The sequence below is a fragment of the Methanococcoides burtonii DSM 6242 genome (assembly GCF_000013725.1).
In the GTDB taxonomy this organism is placed as follows: Archaea; Halobacteriota; Methanosarcinia; order Methanosarcinales; family Methanosarcinaceae; genus Methanococcoides; species Methanococcoides burtonii.
This window is the reverse complement of record NC_007955.1, coordinates 1525867-1549120: the sequence shown is the minus strand read 5'-3', so window position 1 is coordinate 1549120 and position 23254 is coordinate 1525867. Positions and strand designations below refer to the sequence as shown.

At 44.0% G+C, this 23254-nt stretch carries 26 protein-coding genes and 1 pseudogene; 13 read left to right on the top strand and 14 right to left on the bottom strand.

Annotation, left to right across the window (positions count from 1 at the left end):
- The first annotated feature begins 28 nt into the window (after positions 1-28).
- The 4 genes from MBUR_RS07585 to MBUR_RS07570 are packed head-to-tail and all read left to right on the top strand — an operon-like array spanning position 29 to position 3870.
- Positions 29-1216, top strand: coding sequence for an aconitase X (locus MBUR_RS07585; protein ID WP_011499523.1), 1188 nt, complete (start codon positions 29-31; stop codon positions 1214-1216).
- Positions 1203-1616 carry a DUF126 domain-containing protein gene (locus MBUR_RS07580; RefSeq protein ID WP_011499522.1) on the top strand — a complete coding sequence of 138 codons (414 nt, stop codon included), beginning with the start codon at positions 1203-1205 and terminating at the stop codon, positions 1614-1616. The genes MBUR_RS07585 and MBUR_RS07580 overlap by 14 nt, the downstream gene beginning before the upstream one ends.
- 27 nt (positions 1617-1643) lie before the next feature.
- Entirely contained in the window at positions 1644-2753 is a 1110-nt protein-coding gene (locus MBUR_RS07575; protein WP_011499521.1) for a site-2 protease family protein, read from the top strand.
- 10 nt (positions 2754-2763) lie between these two features.
- The gene (locus MBUR_RS07570) at positions 2764-3870 is read left to right on the top strand and encodes a TIGR04013 family B12-binding domain/radical SAM domain-containing protein (RefSeq protein WP_011499520.1); all 1107 of its coding nucleotides are present in this window, start codon (positions 2764-2766) and stop codon (positions 3868-3870) included.
- A gap of 2 nt (positions 3871-3872) precedes the next feature.
- On the opposite strand, the gene MBUR_RS07565 is transcribed toward MBUR_RS07570, so the two are convergent.
- The 3 genes from MBUR_RS07565 to MBUR_RS07555 form a co-directional block, all read right to left on the bottom strand.
- Positions 3873-4574: a YkgJ family cysteine cluster protein gene (locus tag MBUR_RS07565; RefSeq protein ID WP_048063310.1), complete on the bottom strand. Its 702-nt coding sequence runs from the start codon at positions 4572-4574 to the stop codon at positions 3873-3875.
- Between the two features lie 253 nt (positions 4575-4827).
- The gene (uvrC, locus tag MBUR_RS07560) at positions 4828-6642 is read right to left on the bottom strand and encodes an excinuclease ABC subunit UvrC (protein WP_011499518.1); all 1815 of its coding nucleotides are present in this window, start codon (positions 6640-6642) and stop codon (positions 4828-4830) included.
- A 47-nt stretch (positions 6643-6689) separates the two neighbouring features.
- Positions 6690-7451 (bottom strand): ribonuclease H-like domain-containing protein, encoded by a 762-nt coding sequence (locus MBUR_RS07555; RefSeq protein ID WP_011499517.1) that lies wholly within the window; start codon positions 7449-7451, stop codon positions 6690-6692.
- A gap of 153 nt (positions 7452-7604) precedes the next feature.
- Here MBUR_RS07555 and MBUR_RS07550 point away from each other — a divergent pair, with 153 nt between their 5' ends.
- The 6 genes from MBUR_RS07550 to MBUR_RS07525 all read left to right on the top strand — a co-directional run bounded on the left by MBUR_RS07550 (position 7605) and on the right by MBUR_RS07525 (position 14320).
- Positions 7605-7877, top strand: coding sequence for a PRC-barrel domain-containing protein (locus tag MBUR_RS07550; protein WP_011499516.1), 273 nt, complete (start codon positions 7605-7607; stop codon positions 7875-7877).
- Positions 7878-7884: 7 nt separating this feature from the next.
- Positions 7885-8616 carry a tRNA(His) guanylyltransferase Thg1 family protein gene (locus MBUR_RS07545; protein WP_011499515.1) on the top strand — a complete coding sequence of 244 codons (732 nt, stop codon included), beginning with the start codon at positions 7885-7887 and terminating at the stop codon, positions 8614-8616.
- A 91-nt stretch (positions 8617-8707) separates the two neighbouring features.
- Entirely contained in the window at positions 8708-9661 is a 954-nt protein-coding gene (locus tag MBUR_RS07540; protein ID WP_011499514.1) for a tyrosine--tRNA ligase, read from the top strand.
- Between the two features lie 98 nt (positions 9662-9759).
- Positions 9760-10896 (top strand): hypothetical protein, encoded by a 1137-nt coding sequence (locus tag MBUR_RS07535; RefSeq protein WP_011499513.1) that lies wholly within the window; start codon positions 9760-9762, stop codon positions 10894-10896.
- A gap of 121 nt (positions 10897-11017) precedes the next feature.
- Positions 11018-13015: a cation:proton antiporter gene (locus MBUR_RS07530; RefSeq protein ID WP_048063591.1), complete on the top strand. Its 1998-nt coding sequence runs from the start codon at positions 11018-11020 to the stop codon at positions 13013-13015.
- Positions 13016-13036: 21 nt separating this feature from the next.
- Entirely contained in the window at positions 13037-14320 is a 1284-nt protein-coding gene (locus tag MBUR_RS07525) for a methanogenesis marker 16 metalloprotein (protein ID WP_011499511.1), read from the top strand.
- Here the strand turns inward: MBUR_RS07525 and comE are convergent.
- The 9 genes from comE to MBUR_RS07485 all read right to left on the bottom strand — a co-directional run bounded on the left by comE (position 14283) and on the right by MBUR_RS07485 (position 20633).
- Positions 14283-14852: a sulfopyruvate decarboxylase subunit beta gene (gene comE / locus MBUR_RS07520; protein ID WP_011499510.1), complete on the bottom strand. Its 570-nt coding sequence runs from the start codon at positions 14850-14852 to the stop codon at positions 14283-14285. The genes MBUR_RS07525 and comE overlap by 38 nt on opposite strands.
- Positions 14849-15358: a sulfopyruvate decarboxylase subunit alpha gene (gene comD / locus MBUR_RS07515; RefSeq protein ID WP_232221881.1), complete on the bottom strand. Its 510-nt coding sequence runs from the start codon at positions 15356-15358 to the stop codon at positions 14849-14851. The genes comE and comD overlap by 4 nt, the downstream gene beginning before the upstream one ends.
- Positions 15352-15978 carry a (Fe-S)-binding protein gene (locus MBUR_RS07510; RefSeq protein WP_011499508.1) on the bottom strand — a complete coding sequence of 209 codons (627 nt, stop codon included), beginning with the start codon at positions 15976-15978 and terminating at the stop codon, positions 15352-15354. Before MBUR_RS07510 ends, comD begins: the two co-directional genes overlap by 7 nt.
- Positions 15979-15981: 3 nt before the next feature.
- Positions 15982-16680, bottom strand: coding sequence for a GTP-binding protein (locus MBUR_RS07505; protein ID WP_011499507.1), 699 nt, complete (start codon positions 16678-16680; stop codon positions 15982-15984).
- Positions 16677-17441: an ATP-binding cassette domain-containing protein gene (locus MBUR_RS07500; protein WP_011499506.1), complete on the bottom strand. Its 765-nt coding sequence runs from the start codon at positions 17439-17441 to the stop codon at positions 16677-16679. Before MBUR_RS07500 ends, MBUR_RS07505 begins: the two co-directional genes overlap by 4 nt.
- Positions 17442-18695: a cysteate synthase gene (locus tag MBUR_RS07495; RefSeq protein WP_011499505.1), complete on the bottom strand. Its 1254-nt coding sequence runs from the start codon at positions 18693-18695 to the stop codon at positions 17442-17444.
- A 188-nt stretch (positions 18696-18883) separates the two neighbouring features.
- Positions 18884-19117: a cytochrome b5 domain-containing protein gene (locus MBUR_RS07490; protein WP_011499504.1), complete on the bottom strand. Its 234-nt coding sequence runs from the start codon at positions 19115-19117 to the stop codon at positions 18884-18886.
- Between the two features lie 47 nt (positions 19118-19164).
- Complete coding sequence (locus MBUR_RS13500; RefSeq protein ID WP_011499503.1) at positions 19165-19332, bottom strand: sensor histidine kinase; 168 nt, start codon at positions 19330-19332, stop codon at positions 19165-19167.
- A gap of 146 nt (positions 19333-19478) precedes the next feature.
- Positions 19479-20633, bottom strand: a complete 1155-nt coding sequence (locus tag MBUR_RS07485; RefSeq protein WP_011499502.1) for an aldo/keto reductase — start codon at positions 20631-20633, stop codon at positions 19479-19481.
- A gap of 127 nt (positions 20634-20760) precedes the next feature.
- On the opposite strand from MBUR_RS07485, the gene MBUR_RS07480 reads away from it, so the two are divergent.
- Positions 20761-21357 carry an IMPACT family protein gene (locus tag MBUR_RS07480; protein ID WP_011499501.1) on the top strand — a complete coding sequence of 199 codons (597 nt, stop codon included), beginning with the start codon at positions 20761-20763 and terminating at the stop codon, positions 21355-21357.
- 52 nt (positions 21358-21409) lie between these two features.
- Here MBUR_RS07480 and MBUR_RS07475 read toward each other — a convergent pair whose 3' ends face one another.
- Positions 21410-22090, bottom strand: a complete 681-nt coding sequence (locus tag MBUR_RS07475) for a class I SAM-dependent methyltransferase (protein ID WP_011499500.1) — start codon at positions 22088-22090, stop codon at positions 21410-21412.
- Between the two features lie 209 nt (positions 22091-22299).
- On the opposite strand from MBUR_RS07475, the gene MBUR_RS14150 reads away from it, so the two are divergent.
- Together MBUR_RS14150 and MBUR_RS14145 are read left to right on the top strand one after the other, a co-directional pair.
- Positions 22300-22530, top strand: a complete 231-nt coding sequence (locus MBUR_RS14150; protein ID WP_198003715.1) for a hypothetical protein — start codon at positions 22300-22302, stop codon at positions 22528-22530.
- Positions 22511-22768: a hypothetical protein gene (locus MBUR_RS14145; protein WP_198003714.1), complete on the top strand. Its 258-nt coding sequence runs from the start codon at positions 22511-22513 to the stop codon at positions 22766-22768. The genes MBUR_RS14150 and MBUR_RS14145 overlap by 20 nt, the downstream gene beginning before the upstream one ends.
- Positions 22769-22835: 67 nt before the next feature.
- Here the strand turns inward: MBUR_RS14145 and fae are convergent.
- Positions 22836-23102, bottom strand: a pseudogene (gene fae, locus MBUR_RS07465) (formaldehyde-activating enzyme); the annotation flags it as partial.
- Positions 23103-23254: the final 152 nt, after the last annotated feature.

Genomic DNA, 23254 nt, shown 5'->3' with positions numbered 1-23254 from the left:
GCCCGAATGATAACTATAGGAAATTATAATGTATCTGACATCAGAAGAAGAAAATATACTTGACGGCGAACAGGGGGAGACCCTGCGCAAAGCCATGGAGATCCTTGTTGCACTTGGAGATATCTATGGTGCGGATAGTTTGATCCCTGTCAAGAGCGCCCAGATAGCAGGCGTGTCCTACAAGACGATAGGGGATGCCGGACTTGAATGGATATCCGATCTCGAAGGGACGGTGAAGGTCCCTTCAATATTGAATCCCGCAGGTATGGACATGGTCCGGTGGAAAGAGATGGGCATCGAGCCGGAATTTGCGGAAAAACAGTTGGAGATAATAGCTGCCTACGAAAAGCTCGGTATAAGTTCAAAGTGCACTTGCACTCCCTACTATCTCGAAGGTTTCTCGGCGACCTGTGGCGACCATCTTGCATGGAGCGAGTCTTCGGCTGTCTCCTATGCGAATTCGGTAATAGGTGCACGTACCAATCGTGAAGGCGGTCCGTCCGCATTATCTGCTGCACTGGTCGGGAAAACAGGGAACTATGGTTATCATCTTGATGAGAACCGTGTTCCTACGGTCTCCGTGGTCGTGGACCATGAGCTCTCAGGCTCTGATTATGGTGCCCTTGGCTATATTGCAGGTAAGGAAATTGGTAATCGCGTACCGATGTTCCATCTGGCCTCCACACCTACCTCAGATGAACTTAAAGGATTGGGTGCTGCAATGGCGGCATCCGGCGCAGTTGCATTGTATCACGTGGAGGGTGTCACGCCTGAAGCAAAGCAGGTCCATTTCGATAAGCCCGATGAGACCATCACCATTCAGAGAAGTCAGCTTGATGAGGTCTACGAGACCATCATTGGCAATGAGGATGACCTGGAATGCGACATCGTAGCGGTCGGTTGTCCGCACTGCTCTCCTGAGGAATTGAACCGGATCGCCGATCTGCTGGAAGGCAAAAGAATAGAAAAGGAACTCTGGGTATGCACTTCAAGGGAGGTTGCTCAAAGATATCCCGATGTTGTGAAAAGGATAGAAGAGAGTGGCTCAAAGGTGTTGTGTGATACCTGTATGGTCGTCTCCCCTGCAACGGAAGGCCACAATTGTATGATGGTCAATTCAGGAAAAGCACTGGCTTACGTTCCGGGAATGTGTAAGGTCCCTGCAAAGATCGGGAGTCTGGAAACATGTATCAAAAAGGCAGGTGGTGACAATTAAGATCGAATGCAGGACCATTGCAAGGGGGGTTGCGGAAGGTGAAGTGCTTCTATCAGAGGATGCCCTCTCTTTCTTAGGTAACGTTGACCCGAAAACAGGGGTAGTTGTTGACCCCGGCCATGCCATCTACGGAGAATGTATCAGGGACAAGATACTTGTTTTCCCTCATGGGAAAGGTTCTACCGTGGGTTCTTACGTGATATACCAGTTGAAAAAGAACAACGTATCCCCCGCTGCAATGATAAACATCGATTCTGAACCGATAGTTGCAGTGGGAGCTATCATCTCCGATATCCCTCTCGTGGACAGGCTTGATAAGGACCCTTTCACCATTTTTAAGAACGGTGATCGTGTAAAGGTCGATAGTACCAGCGGCTTCGTTGAACTAATGGACAGATAAATTCAGACATGGGAAAAAATAACGGTAATGTCTTCAATAAATAAAGCTCCGGATGATGCAGAAGTGGAGTCTATGATAATAGACCTGTATGATGACATTCACCCATTTTTCAAAGCCTATGAAGTGGGCTATGCTGACAGTGCCATTCTTTTTTACGGAGTTCCCCAAATTGACCCTAAACTGATCTATCAGGATCTCTGGCCAAAGTTATTAGCTAAAGGCTATAAGCTATCCTTTTCCAAGGAATTTGGGGAAGATGTATTGGTCGTTTCTCCGATACAAGAGGTCCCTGAACGCATATGGATAAATGTCCTGCTCGCCGTAGCAACGGTATTTACTACCATGTTCGCAGGGGCTACGATGTTCGGGGTGGATATCTTCAGCGAACCGTCTCAGTTCATCAAAGGGCTTCCCTTTACCCTTGCCATAATGTTCGTTCTCGGCTCACATGAAATGGGGCATTACATAGTTGCGAAGATGCATGGCATGCGAACATCATTGCCATATTTCATTCCTTTTCCCACGATCATTGGCACAATGGGTGCTGTTATTAAACACAGGGGTGTCATACCTGACAGGAAAGCATTGTTCGATGTGGCTGTTGCAGGTCCACTTGTGGGTCTTGTAGCATCTGTTATCGTGACTTTCATCGGTCTTTCATTACCGCCTGTGGAGTACATAGTCACACCCGGTAATATGGTGCTCGATATACAGGTCCCTCTTCTGTTCCAGGCTATAAATACGATATCCGGCAATACTGTCGAGACCATGCATCCTGTGGCATTTGCAGGCTGGGTCGGTATGCTGGTAACGGTGTTGAACCTGCTACCCTCGGGTCAGCTTGATGGCGGGCATATCGTTCGTGCAATGCTCGGGGAACGCGCAAAGCATGTTTCTATGGCAATGCCCTTCATTTTGGGATGCCTAGGTCTTTATGTCATCTTCGTGCTTCAGCAAAATGGTGGCATCTGGATGTTCTGGTCTATTTTCCTTCTGCTTTTTGCACTGGCAGGTCATCCAAGGACCTTGAATGATGATATTAAGCTTGACAAAAGGAGAATGGCACTGGGGATCGGGACTTTCATCCTTGGTCTGCTATGTTTTACTCTGGTGCCTTTCACACTGGTAATTACTTGAGGTTGAAAAAATGGATGTATGTTTCAGGTTGATGCAGAAGAACACTTACAGCCTTGCGGCCCTTCTCCCCCTTCTTCCCGAAAGCAAGCTTGTAAAAGAGATCCATGAGGGCATCATGATTTATAGCTTTGCCACCAAACAAAAAGAAAATGTGTTTGCAGAGGTTGATTCCCGCCCTTCCGGTACTATCTGTATAGCAGGTGGTCCGCATCCTTCAGGTTCTGTTGAGGATACTCTGGATCACTTCAATTTTGTAGTTATAGGGGAAGGCGAAGAGACCCTTCCGCATCTTGTAAATACGCTTCTTGAAGGCGGGGATGTCTCAAAGGTCAAGGGGATCGGATACAAATGCAATGGGAAGGTCGTGCTTACTGGAAAGCGTGACCATGTGGACCTTGATAATTATCCTTGTTTTGACTCGAAAGCTCTTCGCTCACCCATAGAGATAAGCAGGGGCTGTCCGTGGAATTGCAAATACTGTCAGACGCCCCGCATATTCGGACATGAGATGAGACATCGAAGCATCGATTCCATTGTCAGTTTCGCTAAATATTACAACGATCTGCGCTTTACTTCCTCAAACGCATTTGCTTATGGCGGCAATGGTATTCAGCCAAGGTTCGATAAGGTCGAAGCTCTGCTTTCAAAGTTGAGTTCCATTGTAGGTAAGAACATCTTTTTTGGTACATTTCCTTCCGAAATACGTCCTGAATTTGTTACACATGAAGGGCTGGACCTCATTGATAAGTACTGCAGTAACAGAACGATAAGTCTGGGTGCCCAATCCGGAAGTGATATTATATTGAAAGAGATGTTAAGGGGACACACTTCCGAAGATGTCAATATAGCTGTTGAACGGTGTTTTGAGCATGAGATCATACCGGTAGTGGACTTTATCTTTGGCTTTCCCAATGAGGCCGAAGAAGACCAGCAAAGAACACTTGAACAGATAAAATGGATCTGCAAAAAAGGTGGAAAAGTGCGAGCCCATTACCTTTCCCCTTTACCTTCAACACCTTACGAGAACATCGTTCCCTCACCTATCAGTGATCCTGTTAATCGGGTGCTGGGTAAAATGGCAAGGGATGGTAAGCTCAGCGGTAGCTGGAATGAGTGATCTCATTTCTCTTTTGAGATGCGGCAAAGCTCCAATCCGTTGTTGTGGAACACGTAAACTACTATCTCTTTTCCCTTTTCAAAGGCTCGTATCTGGCGGTCATAGACTGATTTGACATGCCTTGATCCATTCTCTTTGAAATGTTCCTTTACTTTTTTAAAGAAAGCTATTTGCTGCTCAAGGTATGCTTCTTCGTATTCTTTAATATCAGATGCTATAACTTTCGTATCTTCATCCGTGATCTCATTATGGTAACATCCATGCTGGTCCAGACCGGATATCTGCCGCCAATCAAGGTTGCCTTCTTCATCTGTCTCCCGGTGGAGCATGTACGGGTAAAGGCTGCATATGGTAGGCCTCTTATCATAGATGGTGCACCTATTGTTCTCAAGAAGAACGCAACTTCCATCCTCTTTTGTTCTCAGTGAGTATCCGGAAACATAAAAATTCCCTTTCTGGTCACAGAACTCATAGTATGGTGCAGGGGTGATAAGAGATGCATCTATCTGTTTCATTGCTTCCACATCTTTTTCCAGCAGGAAAACGTGGTCGTTGAACTGTCTGGTGCAGCACATCCCGCACAGATCGCACTCGAACCCGACCTCCTTTATTATCTCAATAAGCTTGGCATCGGGATATTTTTTCAATGCCTTGAGCTCTTTTTCCGTTTCCCTTATCATTTCGTCTATCATTTTAAAGGTCATCACCTGCTTTTTACCATGAGTTTGTTCTTTGAACGCTGTGTTCCTTAATCTTAATTATGGTATTTTCCTTTATCAAAGTTTCATGTCAGAATACCTTTCTCTCACTTTTTTTGTTGCAAATGGATGCCAGTTTCTGCATCATATTCAAATTGTGGAGCAAATGCATGTCTGTACATTAATGCATCAATATCTCTAAAAAAGCAGGCAAATGTTTGCGATCAAGTGTCGCATATTGCAGTAAAAAAGATCAAATTTACTGGTTTTCAACTCTCTCTTTATTAAAATGAGCAACGATCCTTTCAGCAAGTCCTTTACTGATACCCTCCACTGCAGTAAGCTCTTCGACGGATGCATGACGTATCTGCTCAATAGAACTGAAATGGTTCAACAATGCCTTTTTTCTTGAGGCTCCTATCCCCGGGATAGTGTCCAGTTCTGAGTGGGAGAGCCTTGCAGTGCGTCTTCTTCTGTGGGATGATACAGCGAACCTGTGGCTCTCATCCCTTACGCGCATGAGCACTTTGAGGGCTTCGGATGTGTGGGGTAATATTACAACCTCATCGGTGCCATCCTTTGGTACGATGATATGCTCGAATCGTTTTGCAAGTCCCACAAGCGGGATGTCCAGTTGCAGTTCCTTTAAAGAGCCCATGGCAGCACTGACCTGTCCGGGACCTCCGTCTATGAGGATGAGATCTGGTAGTTTGTCTTTCTCGGCTTTCTGGTGGGTATATCTGCGCTTTACTACTTCTGCCATCATGGCAAAATCGTCTATTCCCTTTACCGTTTTTATGTTGAAATGCCTGTATTTGCTATTTGCAGGTAGGCCGTTCTCAAAGACCACCATTGAACCAACAGCATCAGTGCCTGATATGTTGGAAATATCAAAACCTTCGATGTGTGCAGGCAATGTGGACAATGCAAGTGCATCTCTTAGCTGTAACAATGCTTGTAGCGCCTGTTCCTTATCACTTTGTTTGAGGTGTGATTGCTCCAGGGTCATTTGGGCATTTTGCTCGGCCATTTCCATTAATCTTTTCTTGTTACCTCTTTGAGGTACCTGTATCTGCACACTTCTCGCGGCTTTTTCAGAAAGCCATTTGATAACGAGTTCTTTTTCAGGTATCGGGTACTGTACAAGTATTTCTGGAGGTACAGGTGCATCCTGATAGTATTGCTTTATGAACTCCTCTGTGACACGGGCTATATTGCCGGTGGCATCTCCCCACGAAAGGGACATATCGGCTTTACCTACCATGTTGCCATCCCTGATGTAGAAGATCTGTACGAAAACGGTCTCATCGTCAGAGGCAGTTGCAATTATGTCGCTGTCATCATTTCCCGCAGTGGCCGTCTGTTGCCGGGAAAGGCTTTTCAGAGCATCTATCTGGTCACGTATCACAGCAGCACTCTCATATTCCTGTGCAATAGCATGGATGTTCATCTTTTCCTGAAGCTCTTTTATTGTACCGGATGTTTCGCCTTTAAACAACTTCACTGCTTCCATCACATTATTGCGATATTCTTCAGGAGTGATCGAGCCATTGCATGGAGCATAGCATCGGTCGATATGATAGTTCAGGCATGCTCTTTTCCCTTTACCGTCTACTCTACGGTTGCATCTTTTTATCCTGAATATCTGTGAGATCATGTCAAGGGTTTGCCTGACAGGTTTCACATTCGTATAGGGGCCAAAATAGAGAGCTCCATCCATAAGTCTGCGACGCGTTATGAATATCTTCGGAAATTTAGTATTGACAGTGACCTTCACGTAAGGATAACGTTTGTCATCTTTCAGGTCGATGTTGTAGTGCGGTCTGTTCTTCTTCACCAGATTTGCTTCAAGTATCAGTGCAGCGACCTCGGATTCCGTGACAATATAGTCTACATCCGCTATCTTCCTGACCATTGCTCTTGTTTTGGAAGAATGGTTCTTGCTGGACTGGAAGTATTGGCTGACCCTTTTTTTAAGGGACTTCGCTTTTCCGATGTAAATAATATTGTCAGAGATGTCCTTCATAAGATAGACGCCTGGCAGCTCAGGGATATTGGATATATCCGGTCTCAAGTTTGCTGTTCCCTCCGATCAAAGTCGAAAATGCTGCATATTTTCTGTCATTTTTCAAGGGTCTTCTGGAATGTTCTCTCGATGAACTGGGGATACGTTTTTTCAATTATTGTTTTTAGGTTGACGATATCTTCCCTGTTATATTCCAGCAACAGTTCTAAGGATGCTTCATTGCCGCGTTCATATTCATGCCAGAGCCTTACAGCATCGAATCCGGTGATACCTACGGTCTCATCGGTTCGGTTTATCTCCAGTTTCTTCTCAATTGCTTTGAGGCCACCGGAAAGGCCGATACGCCTTAGAGGATACATCAGATCGATGTGAAGCTGGTTGAACTCTATCTGTGGATATTCCTTTTGTATAAATGGCAGGTCAAACCGGGCACCGTTGAACGATACGAGGAGCTCATATTTCTGTAACTCTTCTACAACGTCTTCAAGGTCTATGCCTTTGACGTACGTTTTTGCATCTTCCCCATCGTATATTCCTATCACTGTGATGTAAGAACTTGAAGGTGAAAGTCCGGTTGTCTCTATATCCACATAGGCTACCGAATCGGAGAAGTGTTCAAATGCCCTCCATTGTTCCGCACCTGGGAGGCACTTGGCAAAATATTCGAAATCCTTTTGTTCCAGGTGTTTTTTAGATTCAGCTATCCCATTTGCTATCTTTTCTTTTCTGGTGGCTGGAATGGATATTTCATCCTGATGTTCAAGGTATTTGTCCCATGTGCAATATCCGCTCTCCCATATCCGTTTTTCAATCGTTTTTCCAATTCCGGGAATGTGTGTATAAGTGCTTGTAAGCATTTTGTTTGCCCCACTGGACTTTCATCTATACTTCTATTTAATGATGGTGAGTTGGCTATTTCTTTAGAAGGATTTAACATTAAGAATATACATTTTATATATAGCATCAACATATAACTTATATTTATTATTAAGGATACAACAGGGACTATCATGCGCGCAGATATAACTTCACTGTTTGGATTAAATGTGTATACGAACCAGGGTACATATGTGGGTAAAGTGAACGACCTCGTTTTCGATGTAGATGAAAGATTAGTATCGGGGCTTGCTCTTTCAGACATCAATCGTGATATTTTTGATGTCCAGACAAGAGGCGTTATCCTTCCGTACCGCTGGGTAGTCACAACCGGGGACATCGTCATTATCCGTGATGTCGTCAGCAGGTTCAAGAAACCTGTAAAAGAGGAAACAAAAGACGATTGATGTTATTATGAAAAAACGGGAGGTCTATTCGGATCTACGCTGTATTCCGCCTGTCATCGTACGTTTAGATGGGAGGACATTTAAACACACACTTTCCCGGCTTGGATGTGAAAAGCCGTATGATGAAAAGTTTGCATCTGCAATGGCAGATTCGCTTGAGCTTTTTTTCAAAAAAAGTGGGATCAATGCAGCGTTGGCGTACACATTTTCTGATGAGGCAAGTATCCTCTTCTTTGATCTGCCTTTTGATGGGCGGGTCGAGAAATTGGATTCTGTCATATCCAGCTATCTTAGCAGTGCTTTTACCATAAAGATGGGTCTTGATGAACCTGTGTCCTTCGATTCGAGGATCGTTCCGGTAAACAAGGAGAATGTTGCTGAATATCTTATCTGGAGGCAGAGTGAGGCGTGGAGGAACTGTGTAAGTTCATACGGCTATTACACATTGCTTTCGGAAGGTATGAGCAAAAAGGATGCTGCATCGGCCATTAAAGGCAAGAAGGCGCAGGGGATACATGAATTGCTCTTCCAGCGAGGTATAAATCTCGATAAGGTTCCTATGTGGCAACGCAGAGGGATTCTTGTTTACAAAGATGATTACAAAGTAGCCGGATTTGACCCTGTACGCAAGGAAATAAGATCAAGTACAAGGAATAAAGTGGTTCAGGACTGGGAAGTCCCTCAATTTTCTTCGGAAGAAGGTACTGATATTTTGAAAAAACATCTTATAGGTTATTGATGTATCGTAACCTATATTGTAATGGTTTGACCTTAATGTTTTATTATTCATAATAATCCTAATCTAACGGATGATATAGAGCGGTGAATTCATGGAAAATATGGATCTTATAAAAAGGAACGTGCAGGAAATAGTTACGGAAGAGGAACTCACAAAATTGTTGGAGACAAAGAAACATCCTTCAGCATATACCGGCTACGAACCAAGCGGAAAGATCCACATGGGTCACGTTCTTACTGTTAACAAACTACTTGACCTTCAGAAAGCCGGATTTGAAATTACAGTCCTCCTTGCGGATGTTCACGCTTACCTCAATCAGAAAGGAACAATGGATGAAGTACGCAAGACTGCTGATTACAACAAGAAATGTTTCCTTGCACTTGGTCTTGACCCGGAGATGACAAATTTCGTCTATGGTTCAGACTTCCAGTTATCTCCTGAATACATGCTTAATGTTCTCAAACTTACCCAGGCCACTTCACTCAACAGGGCAAAGAGAAGTATGGATGAGGTAGGCAGAAAGATGGAAGACCCAAAGGTATCCCAGATGGTCTATCCAATTATGCAGGCAGTAGATATTGCCCTTCTTGGTGTCGATGTTGCAGTTGGTGGTATTGACCAGAGGAAGATACACATGCTTGCAAGAGAAGGTCTTCCAGGGCTTGGCTTTAAGGCACCTCTTTGCATCCATACACCTATCCTTCTCGGACTGGACGGTACGAAGATGTCCTCTTCAAATGAGAACTACATCTCTGTTGACGATGATGAAGCAGCTCTCAAAAAGAAGTTCAAGAAAGCATTTTGTCCGGCAGAAGATATTGAGAACAATCCTGTCCTTGAGCTGTTCAAGTACCACATAACCCCACGTTATGATGAGATGGTTTTCGAAAGACCGGAAAAGTTCGGTGGCGACCTTGTCTGCAAGAGCTATGCTGAGCTTGAAAAGGTGTTTGCAGATGGCAGTCTTCATCCAATGGACCTGAAGAACGGTGCGGCTAAATACCTCAATGAGATACTTGAACCGGTACGTTCAGTCCTTGAATGATGGCACTCTGGCAGAAATTCGTTTCTGCCTACACAACCTATTTAATGCTTGCACTCTATCAATTAATTTAACGAATATATATTAAGATGGGGAGTAATATGAAATACACGTTTCAGGACTCTACCGATCTCCCTCTTCAAAGAGATATTATCAAGGATGTTCAGAATTTCGTTGATATATCAAGAAAGGTCCTTCCGATAGAGAACGCTTCCATTGAAAAGAACGACGATCTCTACAGAAGGCGTATCTCTCTGGAAAAAGGGGTCGATGAGCTCGAGTCTATTAATGGTAAGGTTCTTGAGGTCATAAACGGTCTGACAGAAGATTCCGATATGAAAGAGATCCTCGATTACAGAAATTCTGTTTTTGATGAATGTGATGCTTCATTCAGTAAAAGTACAAAGACAATGCTGTCTGAAATCGAAAGCATCAATAAGAGCATCGAAGATGAGAATCTGGGTGAAAGCAAACAGATACTGTCTGCTCTCAATTCTCTTTTTGAAGGTGGCATCTATGGAACGACAGACAAGTTCTCCATTTCAATGAACAGGGGAGTTATGCGTGGAAGACTTTTAGCTACGGTAGCTGGAATGGAGTATGAGTCTGAACTCACTTTCAAGGATGATTTGCTAACTGTAAGGGGCACCTATGGTAGCCTTTTCCTGCCTACATGGTCTCGGTCTGGGATATTTTATAAAGAAGAAAAGGTAAAATTAGAAGAAGTATCTGATTTCATTTTAACTTCACTGGATTTTGATGAATTCATCCTTAGTGCTAGTTTTGAGAACAAGAAATCTACCAAACGTTTCAAGATCGAAATGGACGGTAACTCCTTTATATTGCATTACCACGGGAACGAGGTGACTGCAGACCCTACTTTGATGCAGTCCCTGAAATCGGAACATGTGATAGCTTTGCTTGATGCATTTAAAGAACACATTAGTTCCAGCATCCAAAAACACACTCTTGTCAAATTAGTGCTTGATGGTGATGATGCTATCATTAACAATCAGATATTTGATTGTTTGAAACTTATTGCCGAGCAGTTTACAGATTTTATCAACGAGTGTCTTGAAAGGGGCTATGCTAAGGATGAGATCACTATAAAGATCGAGGAGAGCGATGGTACTCGCACTGAAAAATATGTGAGCAAGACCGATCTGTTCGACCAGCTTTCGGAGCTTGGTAGTGAAGGTCTGGAACTTGCAAGCCTTCTCGGCGTGGACAACATTTGATCTTAACTCCCGGTACTTTCGTACCGGTAGTTCTTTATTTTAGTTCCTTTGTTTTATCTTCATATATTTGTCCTAGGGAATTTTGATTAACTTATAATATGAACCAAATGGAAAATGATTGGTGGTATCTTTGATAATAAACGATCTTACTATAATTTTCGGTCTGTCCATAGTGGTCCTTTACTTATGTCATCGCCTTCGCATTCCCATGATCGTCGGTTTTCTTTTTACCGGAATGCTCGTAGGTCCTCATGGGTATGGTTTTATAGATGCTGTTGAAGAGGTCGAGGTGCTTGCGGAGATAGGTATTGTCCTTCTTTTGTTCACTATTGGTGTGGAGTTATCCATTAAAGATCTCTGGAAGATGAAAAGAGCGGTCGTGTTCGGAGGCTCTATTCAGGTATTTCTTACAACTATTGCTGTTTTTTCCATTGCTAACTACCTGGGGTATGGGATAGGCGAATCGATCTTCATTGGCTTCCTTTTCTCTCTGAGCAGTACTGCCATCGTCCTTAAACTGTTGCAGAACCGGGGGGAACTTCAGGCACCTCATGGTCGCTTTTCACTTGCAGTTCTATTGTATCAGGATGTCATTGTCGTACCAATGATCCTTATCACTCCTTTCCTCGCAGGCGCTGGTTCCATGTCAGATGCTGCTTTCATTCCCATCCTCGCAAAAGGGATCGGTTTGGTAATTCTTGTTTTTGCAAGCGCAAAATGGATCGTTCCACAAGTACTTTTCCAGATAACAAAAACAAGGGACTCCGAATTGTTCTTTCTCAGTATAATAGTCATTTGCCTTTCTGTCGCATGGCTAACGTCAAGTCTGGGTCTGTCCCTTGCTCTGGGCGCATTCCTTGCAGGGCTTATAATCTCTGAATCTGAATATAGTCATCAGGCACTCAGCAACATGATCCCGTTCCGTGATATTTTCATGAGCTTCTTTTTCATATCCATAGGGATGCTGCTCGACCTTGATTACTTCTTCAATGATCCTTTCCTGTTCATAATTATCGCAGCCTGTGTACTATTGCTAAAATCGGTAATTGCAGGGCTGTCTTCGTATCTGCTTGGCTTCCCTTTGCATACGGCTGTAATAGCAGGACTTGGTCTTGCACAAGTAGGTGAGTTCTCCTTCGTTCTCTCCACGTTCGGTGTGGAGTATGGGCTGCTCACCGATGAGGTCTATCAGCTTTTCCTTGTGGTCTCCATTCTTACAATGGCGGTCACATCCTCAGTGATGTCCATATCCCCGAAAGTTGCGGATAAAGTTGTGAACCTTCCTATCCCTTCAAAAATGAAATGTGGCTTTCATTCCCGTAAAATGATGGCGGTGCTTGACAAGAAAGGGCATCTGGAAGATCATCTTATCATTGCAGGATTTGGTTTTAATGGCAGAACAGTTGCAAAAGCTGCAACGATTGCAGGTATTCCTTATCTTGTTCTTGATACGAACCCTGAGACTGTAAGGAAGGAGCAGCTAAAAGGTGAGCTCATTTATTATGGTGATTCATCCCAGCGAGGTGTTCTGGAACATGCGGATATCAAAGACGCGAGGGTAATGGTCGTTTGTATCTCTGATCCTGCAGGCACAAGGAGGGCTATTTCATTAGCACGTAAGATGAATCCCAATATTCATATTATCGCACGTACCCAGTATCTTCAGGAAATGGAACCGCTTTATGAGCTGGGTGCCAACGAAGTAATACCTGAAGAATTTGAAACGTCGATCGAGATATTCGTGCGTTTGATGAAGCGATACCTCATTCCTAAGGATGAGATCGAGAAGTTCATTTCGGAGATACGTTCAGATGGATATGAGATGTTCAGGACACTTTCAGGTGCTATGAGCATCTATGACATGGAGATCGATCTGCCGGAAATGGATATTACCAATCTGAGAGTGCGAGCATCCTCCTTTGCAGTTGGCAAAAATCTATTACAGCTTGATCTCAGGAAAAAGTACAGTGTCACTTTGCTTGCTATCCGAAGAAATTCGGAGGTCATAGCAAATCCTGATGCTGATGCTGTTTTGATCTCAGGTGATGTGCTTGTACTTATGGGTTCGCCAGAAATGATATCAAAGGTAACACCTCTTTTCGTAGGTGGGGATATTTAACAGAAATGATCAGGTGATCTCATGGAACAAAGCATTGAACAGATAAATCGCAAGATCGAAAAAGGAGATGCAGTTGTGCTTACCGCTCAACAGGTCTGTGATCTTGTGGATAGTGGGGAAGATATAAGAGCTGAAGATGTGGATGTTGTGACAGCAGCCACGCGTGCCATAATGAGTGGCACATACGCGATACTATCATTTCCTGTGAAGTCTTCTCATAGTTTCTTACGTGCAAAAGAAGTCTATATGAATGGTGTGCCTGCACACGTTGGACCATGCCCGAACGAAAGGCTTGGCATTCTTGACCTGATGCTTTTCGGTACAGACCACAGTGTAGATGACTCACGATATGGTGCAGGTCATCTTTTCCGTGACCTTGCAGAAAGGATGACTGTGGAGGTCAAAGTAATTACTGATAATGGTGAGTCGTTCAAGACGCAGGTAACACTTGATGGTATGCCGTATGCTATGCTTTACGGCACAAGGCATGCTTTCAAGAACTATTCTGCATTTGTGAACACTTCGGATGAGCCAGCAGCCAGTATATTTCATGCCATGGAGTTTGGTCCAAGGCTTACAGAGGCTACTATTTCCGGTTGCGGTCAGATAAATCCGGTTAAGAACGATCCTCTCCTGGAATCTATTGGGATTGGGACACGTATGCTCATGAACGGCTCCGAAGGTTTCATAATGGGGTCCGGGACCCGCAGCAGTGCGGAAAAACCTAACCTTACTGCCTTTGCGGATATGCATGAGATGAAACCTGAATACATGGGCGGCTTTTCCACTTCAGCCGGTCCGGAATGTATTGTTTCCTGGGCTGTGCCTGTTCCTGTGACAAGTGATTCAGTGCTCGAATCGATAAAGGAACGTGACAGGCAGCTTAAGATGCCGGTAATGGCCGTTGATAATAGGGCATGTGTTGGTTATTCCGACTATGGCGATGTGTGGGAAGGCACGGACCTTGCGATAGACTTCAGCCCGGATGAATGCATTGGCTGTACTTTGTGTGAACCTGCGGAGATGTGTCCCATGGCTTCTATCAGTTTTGGGGACGGTGAGGTAAAACTTGATCGGTACACATGTTTCAATTGCGGTCTTTGTTCCACTCTGTGTGTGACCGATGTTTTCACTGCCAATCTTGGCTCCATCAATTTTGAGCTTGGAGGGGAGTCCACAAATGTTCCTATCGTCCTGCGTCAGTCTGATAAGAAAAGGGCTCTGGAATTATCTGAAAAGTTAAAAGAACAGATACTTGATGGTTCCTTCAGGATGACATCGATGGTCGAGCGCATTCGGACATGAACCTTTCGATTATCTTTTCAGGGGTCAGGTGAATCACAGGAACTTTTGAATTTCCTGCATCAACGTGCACCACAATTACTCCCCTGTCAACATTTTTTAGTTTCTCCCTGAATTCCTCTTCGCTGAAAGTATTATGAACTTCATCGATACCAGCTCCTTTTGCAACGATTGCAAGGTCGGTGCCAAGAGCTGTGGCTGTGAGCTGGTTTCCGGTAGAACCGTAGGCTCCATTGTCTATCACTACCAAAAGGTAATTTTCAGGATGCTGGTGTGCAATGGTGGCAAGACTTCCCATGTTCATCAGGACCGAACCGTCCCCGTCTATTGCTATGACATGTCTGTCGGGAACTGAAAGGGCAACTCCAAGGCCGATGGATGATGAAAGTCCCATTGAGCCCAGCATGTAGAAATTCGCACTCCTGTCTTTCAGGTGATGTAGTTCGCGGGAAGGGTATCCAATATTGCAGATGAGGAGTGAATCCTTGTCTTCTGCCTTTTGAACTATCGCTTTAATGGCATCGAAACGTCTCATTCTGCCTCCCAGAACCCGATCTCAAGAAGAACTGCTACAGGTCTCTTTTTTTCAATGGCTATTCTCCACGCATAGTGTATTGCATCTTCCACAGTATCGATGGTGGGAACGACATATGGTATGCCAAGGGTATCGAGTAATGAAGGTGTCATTTGTCCCATTGGGTATTGTGCACAGATCGTCTCCCCTTCACAGCCGCGGTGGCTCATTATAAGGAGTAACGGGATATGAAAAAGGTTGTTCAATGATGCCAAAGCATTGATCGAGTTTCCGAGTCCCGAATTTTGCATTAGCATTACGGGGATCCTTCCTCCCATGTAAGCTCCGGCACAGATGCCCACGCCCTCCTCTTCACGTGTGACCGGAATATGTAGCATCGTAGGATCGTTATCGATCATGGTGAGTACATCTTTCAGGTTTATGCATGGGACACTCACTACGAGGTCCACTCCTGTCAGTTTTAGACTGTCAAACACTGCTGTACTGGCATCTATTTGTATCACCACACCTTAAGATCGATAGCTTCTATCCTTATGTTCCTGTCCTCTATGCCGACAACAATGCCGGAGTGAACCTTTTGCATCATGCAGTGTGTGGGGATGAACTTCACGGTCTCGGCGACCTTTGGGATACGCCCTTGCTCTATCTTTCCGTCAAAAGCGAATATAAGGCAGATACCTCCATCGATGAATTCAATATCCTCATTTCCGAGACGCTGCTGTGGGCCTACCATGTGAATCGTGGTCATCCCTCTTCCTGATGCAATCACCTTTGCAAAATGTGTTATCGGACAGCCAAGGGGTCTATATCTTACAAAGTCGCCTGCTTTAAACTCGGTGCCGTCTATTGGGTGAATGTCTTCTCTGCAGGTCGGCTCACCCTCAAGCGGTGCAAGGGTGAAATCAGCTTCAATTCCATCAATAACGCCAACAATGTCCAGGCGTTTGACCGTTGTCTTCAGAAGGTCTTTCAACTTCTTCCTGTTCTTTGCGAATTGCTGTTTTCCCATGAACGGGCAACGACTGATATCATCGGCTGTTCTGATGTTCTCAGCAAGGTCCCTGCATTGCTGGTATCCACATTTGCCGCAATTATATCCCGGAAGGAGTTCCAATAGGTCATCCAATGCTCATTCCCCCTTGTATTCCATGAAACCGTCCAGATGCCGGAGAACTCCCATGTGATACTTACGTCCCACACGTTTTTCGCCACTGCAAAGAGTACAGATGGCAAGCGGTGGATTGTATCTCAACTCCATGTCCTCTACTGTTTCGACGCTGTTCTCTATAAGTTCGGCAAGTTCGATGGCACCCTTGCCTGTAAGTCCATTGGCTTCTATGACCATACTATCAGGATTGACTTCCAGTACTCTCTCTCTGAAAACCTCACGTTCTGCCTGTGAGACAATATCTCCCTTTGTCATTACCACAACATCTGCGGTTGTCAGTAGTGGTCCTACTTTTAAAGGCGTGTTCGGCCCGGTGGTAACATCGATCACGCAGACAGCAAGACAGGAGTCTGGATATGGTGCACACCTCAGGCACAATCCAGCAGTCTCGTTGAGCAACACATTTGCACCTTCTCTTTCAGCCCATTCTATCATTGGCTCGGTGTTATATATGGTAAAATGGTCAGGACACATATCCTTTGCAAGGCCTACACGTATGGGAACTCCGAGCCTTCCAAATCTTTTATCGTCATCTGTCCAGAGACAATCCACCTTGACAACAGCCGGCTTGTTTTCCCTTCTTATCAATGCCTTTATTGTATGCAGTAATACTGACGTTTTTCCGGAACCCGGGGTTCCTGCAACCACTACAAGTTTCATGCCACACCTTCCACCAGGTCTCCGCGCCGTATGATCTCACGCAGGTCCATCAGCCAGTCATCTACCTCTGAAACACGGTTACACATCTCTTTTTCTTCAGCACTTGTGGTTATGATATCACACATTCCGCCATTTCTGATGACTATCCTGCGGGATGCCATCAGTGCAAGTACCGGATCATGTGTCACTACCACGACTATCTTTCCTTCACCGGATAGTAAGCTCAGTGCTTCCTGCTTCTTTATTCCCGCATTCTCAATCTCATCGATAAGCACGATGGGTGAATCACTTATGACCGCAATATCCGCTGTCATAAGGGAGCGGGATTGACCTCCGCTTAAGACCGTAAGCTGCTCATCTTCATGTATTGGCTCTCCTGTTAGGCGGTTTGCCAGTTCGATGACACGATGCATGAGTTCCGGGTCCTTTCCACGACTCCGGGCATGCATCTGGAGAAATTCCGAAACGGTCATATCAGCAAGGAAATGCATGTTCTGGGAAAGCTGTGCTATCAGTTTCCGGCGTGGGTCTACCCTAAGCCCCATCTCAGGCTCGGTATCATTTATCAATATCCTGCGCTGTGTCGGAGTATCACCCTGTGCGAGCTGCTCAATGTCATCGATAAGAGTGCTCTTTCCGGACCCTGTAGGTCCGACTATTCCCAGAATATCTCCGGGGTTCATTTCAACGAGCTTTACAGGTTCTTCGATCCCTGCTTTATCAATGCCGCCCATGATGGTCAGTTTGATGGTATCGTTCATTCAATAACCTCCGTTCTTTAAAAGTTCAGCGACCTTTTCCAATATCTTGTTCTCTGCGTCCTTATCATCTGGGGATAGTGCAAGATCAACACTCAACTGTCGGGTTGGTAATTCCTCTTCCAGACGTTTCTGCCCTCCTCCTGTAATGTTCAGAACAATATTTTCATCAGCCTTTATCTCGCCTTTTTCCAAAGCTTTCATAATGGCCGCACAGGCAATTGCAGGAGCAGGTAATATGTCAATGCCTTCGTTCTCTTCAAAGATCTTTCTTGCTTCGTCAGCTTCTTTGTTCGTTATTCCGTAGATGATCCCATTAGTGTCATCAAGGGCATCTTTCACGCCACCGGTGGCTAAGTATGGTGGTTTTCTGTTGAAAAGCACATCATCGTACATCTCTTCCGGACAGTTCCCATTGGTCTGTTCCCCGGTCCATGTTGAATAAAGCGGTGCACATGGAAGGTTTTGTGCAAGATGAAGGCGTGGCATATTATTGCCGAAACGACCATCCTCTATGAGCCTCATGGCTGCTTCCCATGCGGATATTCCGCCAGTACCGCTTCCGACGGCCTGGAAATAATGCTGTGGGAGGCTCTTTGTCGTGAGGACTGCATCAAGCATCACGGTTCCCATTCCATCACGTCTGGCAACGTTGCGTGCTCCGCCTTCGCTGACAAAACCATCCCTTGCTGCTATCTTTTCCGCCATTGCGATGGCCTGGTAGTAGTCACCATCTACCGTTACCGTACAGACCGAAGATGTGTCCTCTTCAGTTGTCCAGAGCCTATGGGTGCTGTTCTTTGGAACTATGAGCAATAACGGATATCCTGTAATTGATGCTACATGGGCGAATGCCCTTGCAGTATTGCCTGCAGATGCCACAACAAGCACCCTCCTTTCATTGTTTTCCAAAAGGCGCTGCATGGTCGGGAACGATTCAAGGTCTTTAAAACTGCATGTTCTTATGAAACCTTCATTTTCAGGCCAGTATCCATTGAAAGTTATATTCAGATCGCTTAATCTCAGTTCTTTTGCAAACCCTTCACTTTTGTAGGTCACAGGTCTGCCGGATCCTTTCTCGATTATGCCGTTCACAGGCAGCCAGTCGTAATATCTCCACATTCCCGGCATATCCGCTGGCACGATCTGTTTTTTGAAGTATTCGGTACGTGGTAAAGCATCATCATCAGGACAGTGTAATGCGTATTGATCACGAACTTCTCCGCATCCGGGACATTTCACAATATATTTTTTCATGTGTTCAAGTCAGAAAATATGTTTATATATCTTTCCATTAAATGGGAATAATTTGCCGCATTGTGTATTTATTGTGGCACGGGATGTACATTTCGGACACAAAAATCTAAAAAAAGCTGTTTACTCTTGAGCTTATCATAAGGTAAAAAGTTAAATGAGGCTACCAAAGCCTCGAAAAAATGAAGGCTTCAGGCCTTCAAAGTTCCCACTACTGGGAAATCTTCCAGCACATCGTCATCATGAGGTGCATCTTCGTGATCAGCTGTAAGGTCAATTCCTCCTTCATGCATTCCCTGATGGTCACCGTCCTCCCATAGCATGCTTTCAGTTACATCATAGACTTTCCCCTTATATGCAAAATAGCATTTTTCTCCATCTTTGCCGTTGTATTTTGCAAGTTCTTCTGTTGTGAATTCTTCCATTTGATTCCTCCCATTTTTCTATACCTTTACTATGTCCTAATAATTATTTATGCTTTTTTCAATGTGACCCAGAAAACACTGCCTTGTCCTTCAGGATTATCTTCCACACCAACTTTTCCTTTATGCAGGTCAACTATCCTTTTTACGATTGCAAGGCCAAGTCCGCTTCCTTTTATGCTACTGTTTCCGACACGTTTAAAACGCTCAAATACCAATGGTTTTTGATGATTATGTCCCCTTTGTTTGCAACGTCTTCAATAGATGCAAAAGAATTATTTTCTTTCATTGGTGTAGCCTGCTTTTCGTTGAACGATATGGTTAGAACTATTTCGATCCAAGTATCATTAATATATATGCGCAATTATATATTAATGGGATGTCGATTATTCTCCAAAACTGTTACTGCCCTCTTCAGCATCTCCTGTATCCGAATGTGCTGTGGGCAATGTTCTTCACAAAGACCACATTCCGTACACTTCGAGGCTGCTTCTTCGGGGGGTACGAACAGACCATATTGAAAACTTGCTTTCTCAACATTGTCATACATTGAGGCACTGTTAAGATAGGTAAATGCGGCTGGGATATTCACTCCTGTTGGGCATGGCATACAATATTTGCAGTTAGTACAATTGACTTCCATTTTCTCATTGTAGAACTTGCGTACCTTCTGGAGAACTTCTTTGTCATTGGATGTAAGCGAATTTGCTTCTCCTCTTTCAGCATAGGCAATATTCTGCTCTACCTGCTCAAAAGTGCTCATTCCGCTAAGAACTATGCTTATTTCCGGCTGGTCCCACAAATACTGGAAACACCAGTTCGCAGGGGTGCGTTTTATCTTGGCACTGTCCCATATGCGCTGTACTGTTTCAGGTACCTGTACGAGATTACCTCCCCGTAATGGTTCCATTATAGCTACATCTATGCCTTTCTGTTTGGCATATTGAAGGCCCTGTTTTCCTGCCTGGTAGTCCTCATCCATGAAATTGTACTGTATCATGCAGAAATCCCAGTCGTAGCCATCTATGATCTCTTTGAATACCGTTATGTCGTCGTGGAACGAGAATCCGATATATTTTATCTTTCCACTGGATATGGCATTTTCAATAAATTCGAACATGCCGAGTTCTCTCATTTTGTTCCAGTATCCTCTGGTAAATCCATGCATGAGGTAAAAGTCAATATGGTCTGTCTGAAGGCGCTCCAATTGATCATCAAGGAATCTGTCCATATCCTCCCTTGTTTGTACAAGCCATAACGGGAGCTTTGTGGCAAGGAGTACCTTGTCCCGATAGCCTTTCGCAAGTACCTTTCCAACAAAGGGTTCGCTCATTCCGGCATGATACGGGTAAGCGGTATCAAAATAATTGACCCCTTTTTCAATGGCAAATTCGATCATTCTGGTCGCTTCTTCTTCATCGATCTGATCTTCTTTTCCATCGATGACAGGGAGTCTCATGCAACCAAATCCAAGTATAGAGACCTTTTCATCTGCATTGCCAAATTTACGATATAACATGTAATCCCTCTATTTTATGTATCATAAATTAATTCTTGGTTATAGTTTGTTATAGTTATCGATTGTATGTATCCCGTCCTTCTAAATATTTGCAGTTATTTCCATTCATAATTGCGATGGTGTTGAATTGTACAAAACAGTAGGTTCTTTTGCAGTTGTCCGAAAAGAGTTCAGGAACTCTACCTTCGTAGGTCATGTGAGGTCTATCGATAGTGAGGCGGAGGCAAGGGCCTTTATTGATCATCTCAAAGGACAGTACAGTGATGCCAATCACAATGTTTCGGCTTATCTGATAAAGAATGACAATGCCCTTGTAGCGAAATATGATGATGACGGAGAACCTGCTGGCAGTTCGGGGAAGCCAGTTTTCAAGGTGCTGGAGCTTAAGGGGTTGAGCAATACGGTTGTCGTTGTTACACGTTATTTTGGTGGCATCAAACTGGGATTTGGCGGGCTTTCAAGGGCTTACAGGGAAACAGCAGTTGCTGCAATTGAGGAAGCAGGAATCGTTGAGGTTCATGAGATGGTGGACTTGTTGGTTCGCTTTGATTATTCTGATATGCATTCGATCAAAAGGCTGGCTGAGGAATATGGGCAGGTCACAGGGGAGAGTTATTGCGATGTGGTCGAACTATCTGTTAAGGTGAGGAAGGGTGAGGAAGATGGATTTGCAGACAAGCTCACGAATCTGACAAAGGATAGGGCAAAAATAGTGAAAGGGTGAGTGCTGTCCGTGAGGCTGGGATATATTTACCGGTGGGGACTGTTATGCTTTTTCATTTGATGGCATAGAAACCTGCCTGCATGTATGATGTCCAGAAAAGCTCGCATGTTGTGAATCCGGTCTCTTTTAGCAGTTCAAGGTGCTCAGCGATGGTTATCGGGAAATACGCGGTATTAAATCGCTTCAGGTTCTCTTCTACAGCAACACTGTCCTTTCCACATTCGAGCTGGAATCTTCTCAATCTGTCCATGACGATCTCTATTCCTTTCTCTGTCTCCGGGGCCGTATTTTCGAACGTTACGAAAATACCTTCCTTTTTCAGTATTCCGTAGCATTTTGCTGTGATGCTTGCTCTTTCTTCCCTGTTCAGGTAGTGATGAGATTGTATCGCTGTAACAACATCGCATTCCGGTACACCTGACAAAGGTAGGTCTGCAGTGGTGTAATTTGTAAATTTGAACCTTTCAGCTTCATATTTTTCAAGTCTGGTCTTTGCATATGACAGCATTTCTTCGGAAGGGTCGTTCAGGTAAAAGTTGCATTCATCAAATGTCTCATTTGCAAGCTCAATTAAAGATCCTGTGCCACACCCGGTGTCAAGCCATAACTCACAATCAGGTTTTGTTGTTCTGATAAGGTCGATGATCTCCCTTTGGAAGCTGGAATAATGTGGTATTGTCCGATGTATGTTCTTCTCATAGTGCTCCGGTGTGAATTTTGTGTTGTTAGTCATGGTATCCCCTCCTTTCTTCTTGTTATCAATGATGTGCGATATTATTTATGACTATTTTTAAAAGGATATTAGCGAGCATTTATTATATATTCTATATATGTACCTCACATTTCTATATTCTATACTGATAAATAATATATATCTCTGTTTATTTAGAAATTAATCTCAGGTCAAAGAAGGTCCTTCATTTTTCTTCTTCAAGTAGTATCATGATAGACAACAATAAAATATTTAGAAAAATAATCGCTTCAATTACAACGTTATTCCTGTACATACTTATGCTGACCCTTGTTGTGGGGATGATCAAGACCGTATTCGATCTGAGATTGACACTTTTCACTTCACTGGATATAGGTTTTAATCATATGGTATCAAGTGTTCTCACTATATTCATACTGATAGACCTGTTCAACACTTTTGTTGATTACCATGGAACATGAGAGAATTAAGCTGACCTATGTTACTGATGCTACAATACTGATAGTTATGTGTGAGATAGCTGTGGGGATGTATGCCAGAGAGTTCGATCACAATTTTATATTTGCTCTTTCAGCACTGATACTTGTGCTTGGTATTGTGCGTGTGCTGGCGATAAAGCATTCACCAGAACACGAAAGTGGTAGTTTCAAGTTCCCGAATGTTTCAGTTATAAAAGATGTTTCGGGATCAGAAGAGTGATCTCTATATTTTTTATTTTTTTGAATATAGTAAGGCTGTCCTGCGATCTAACGCAGGACGTGTTCATTTAAGCGAATGGATGTTTTGCACTGTCCTTTTTAACAATTGCTTTATCTACGGTAGGAGTTCCGTCGATAGCACGTTTTAATGCAAGTGTTGTTGCTTCGTAGTTGTATTCGTAGATCTTTTTTTTGTCTGTTGCATCCCATTCGATGAACACTGAAACGATGATCAGTATATTCTCTGCTTCTTCCTTTGGGATCACGCCTTCTGCCACACTGTCCATTACAGCTTTTGCAACGGATGCCTGGGCAGGTCCGAACATAAGGGTAGCCCGGGATGCATTTGTTTTGTGTCATATATTTTACAATGTAAGCTGATATTTTAATTTGTTTCGATTTTATTTGTGTAAATTTAAAATGTTGACATGGTGGGGATTGAATTTGAATTACTAATGATTACCAATTTATTCGGTGTAGGATGTTA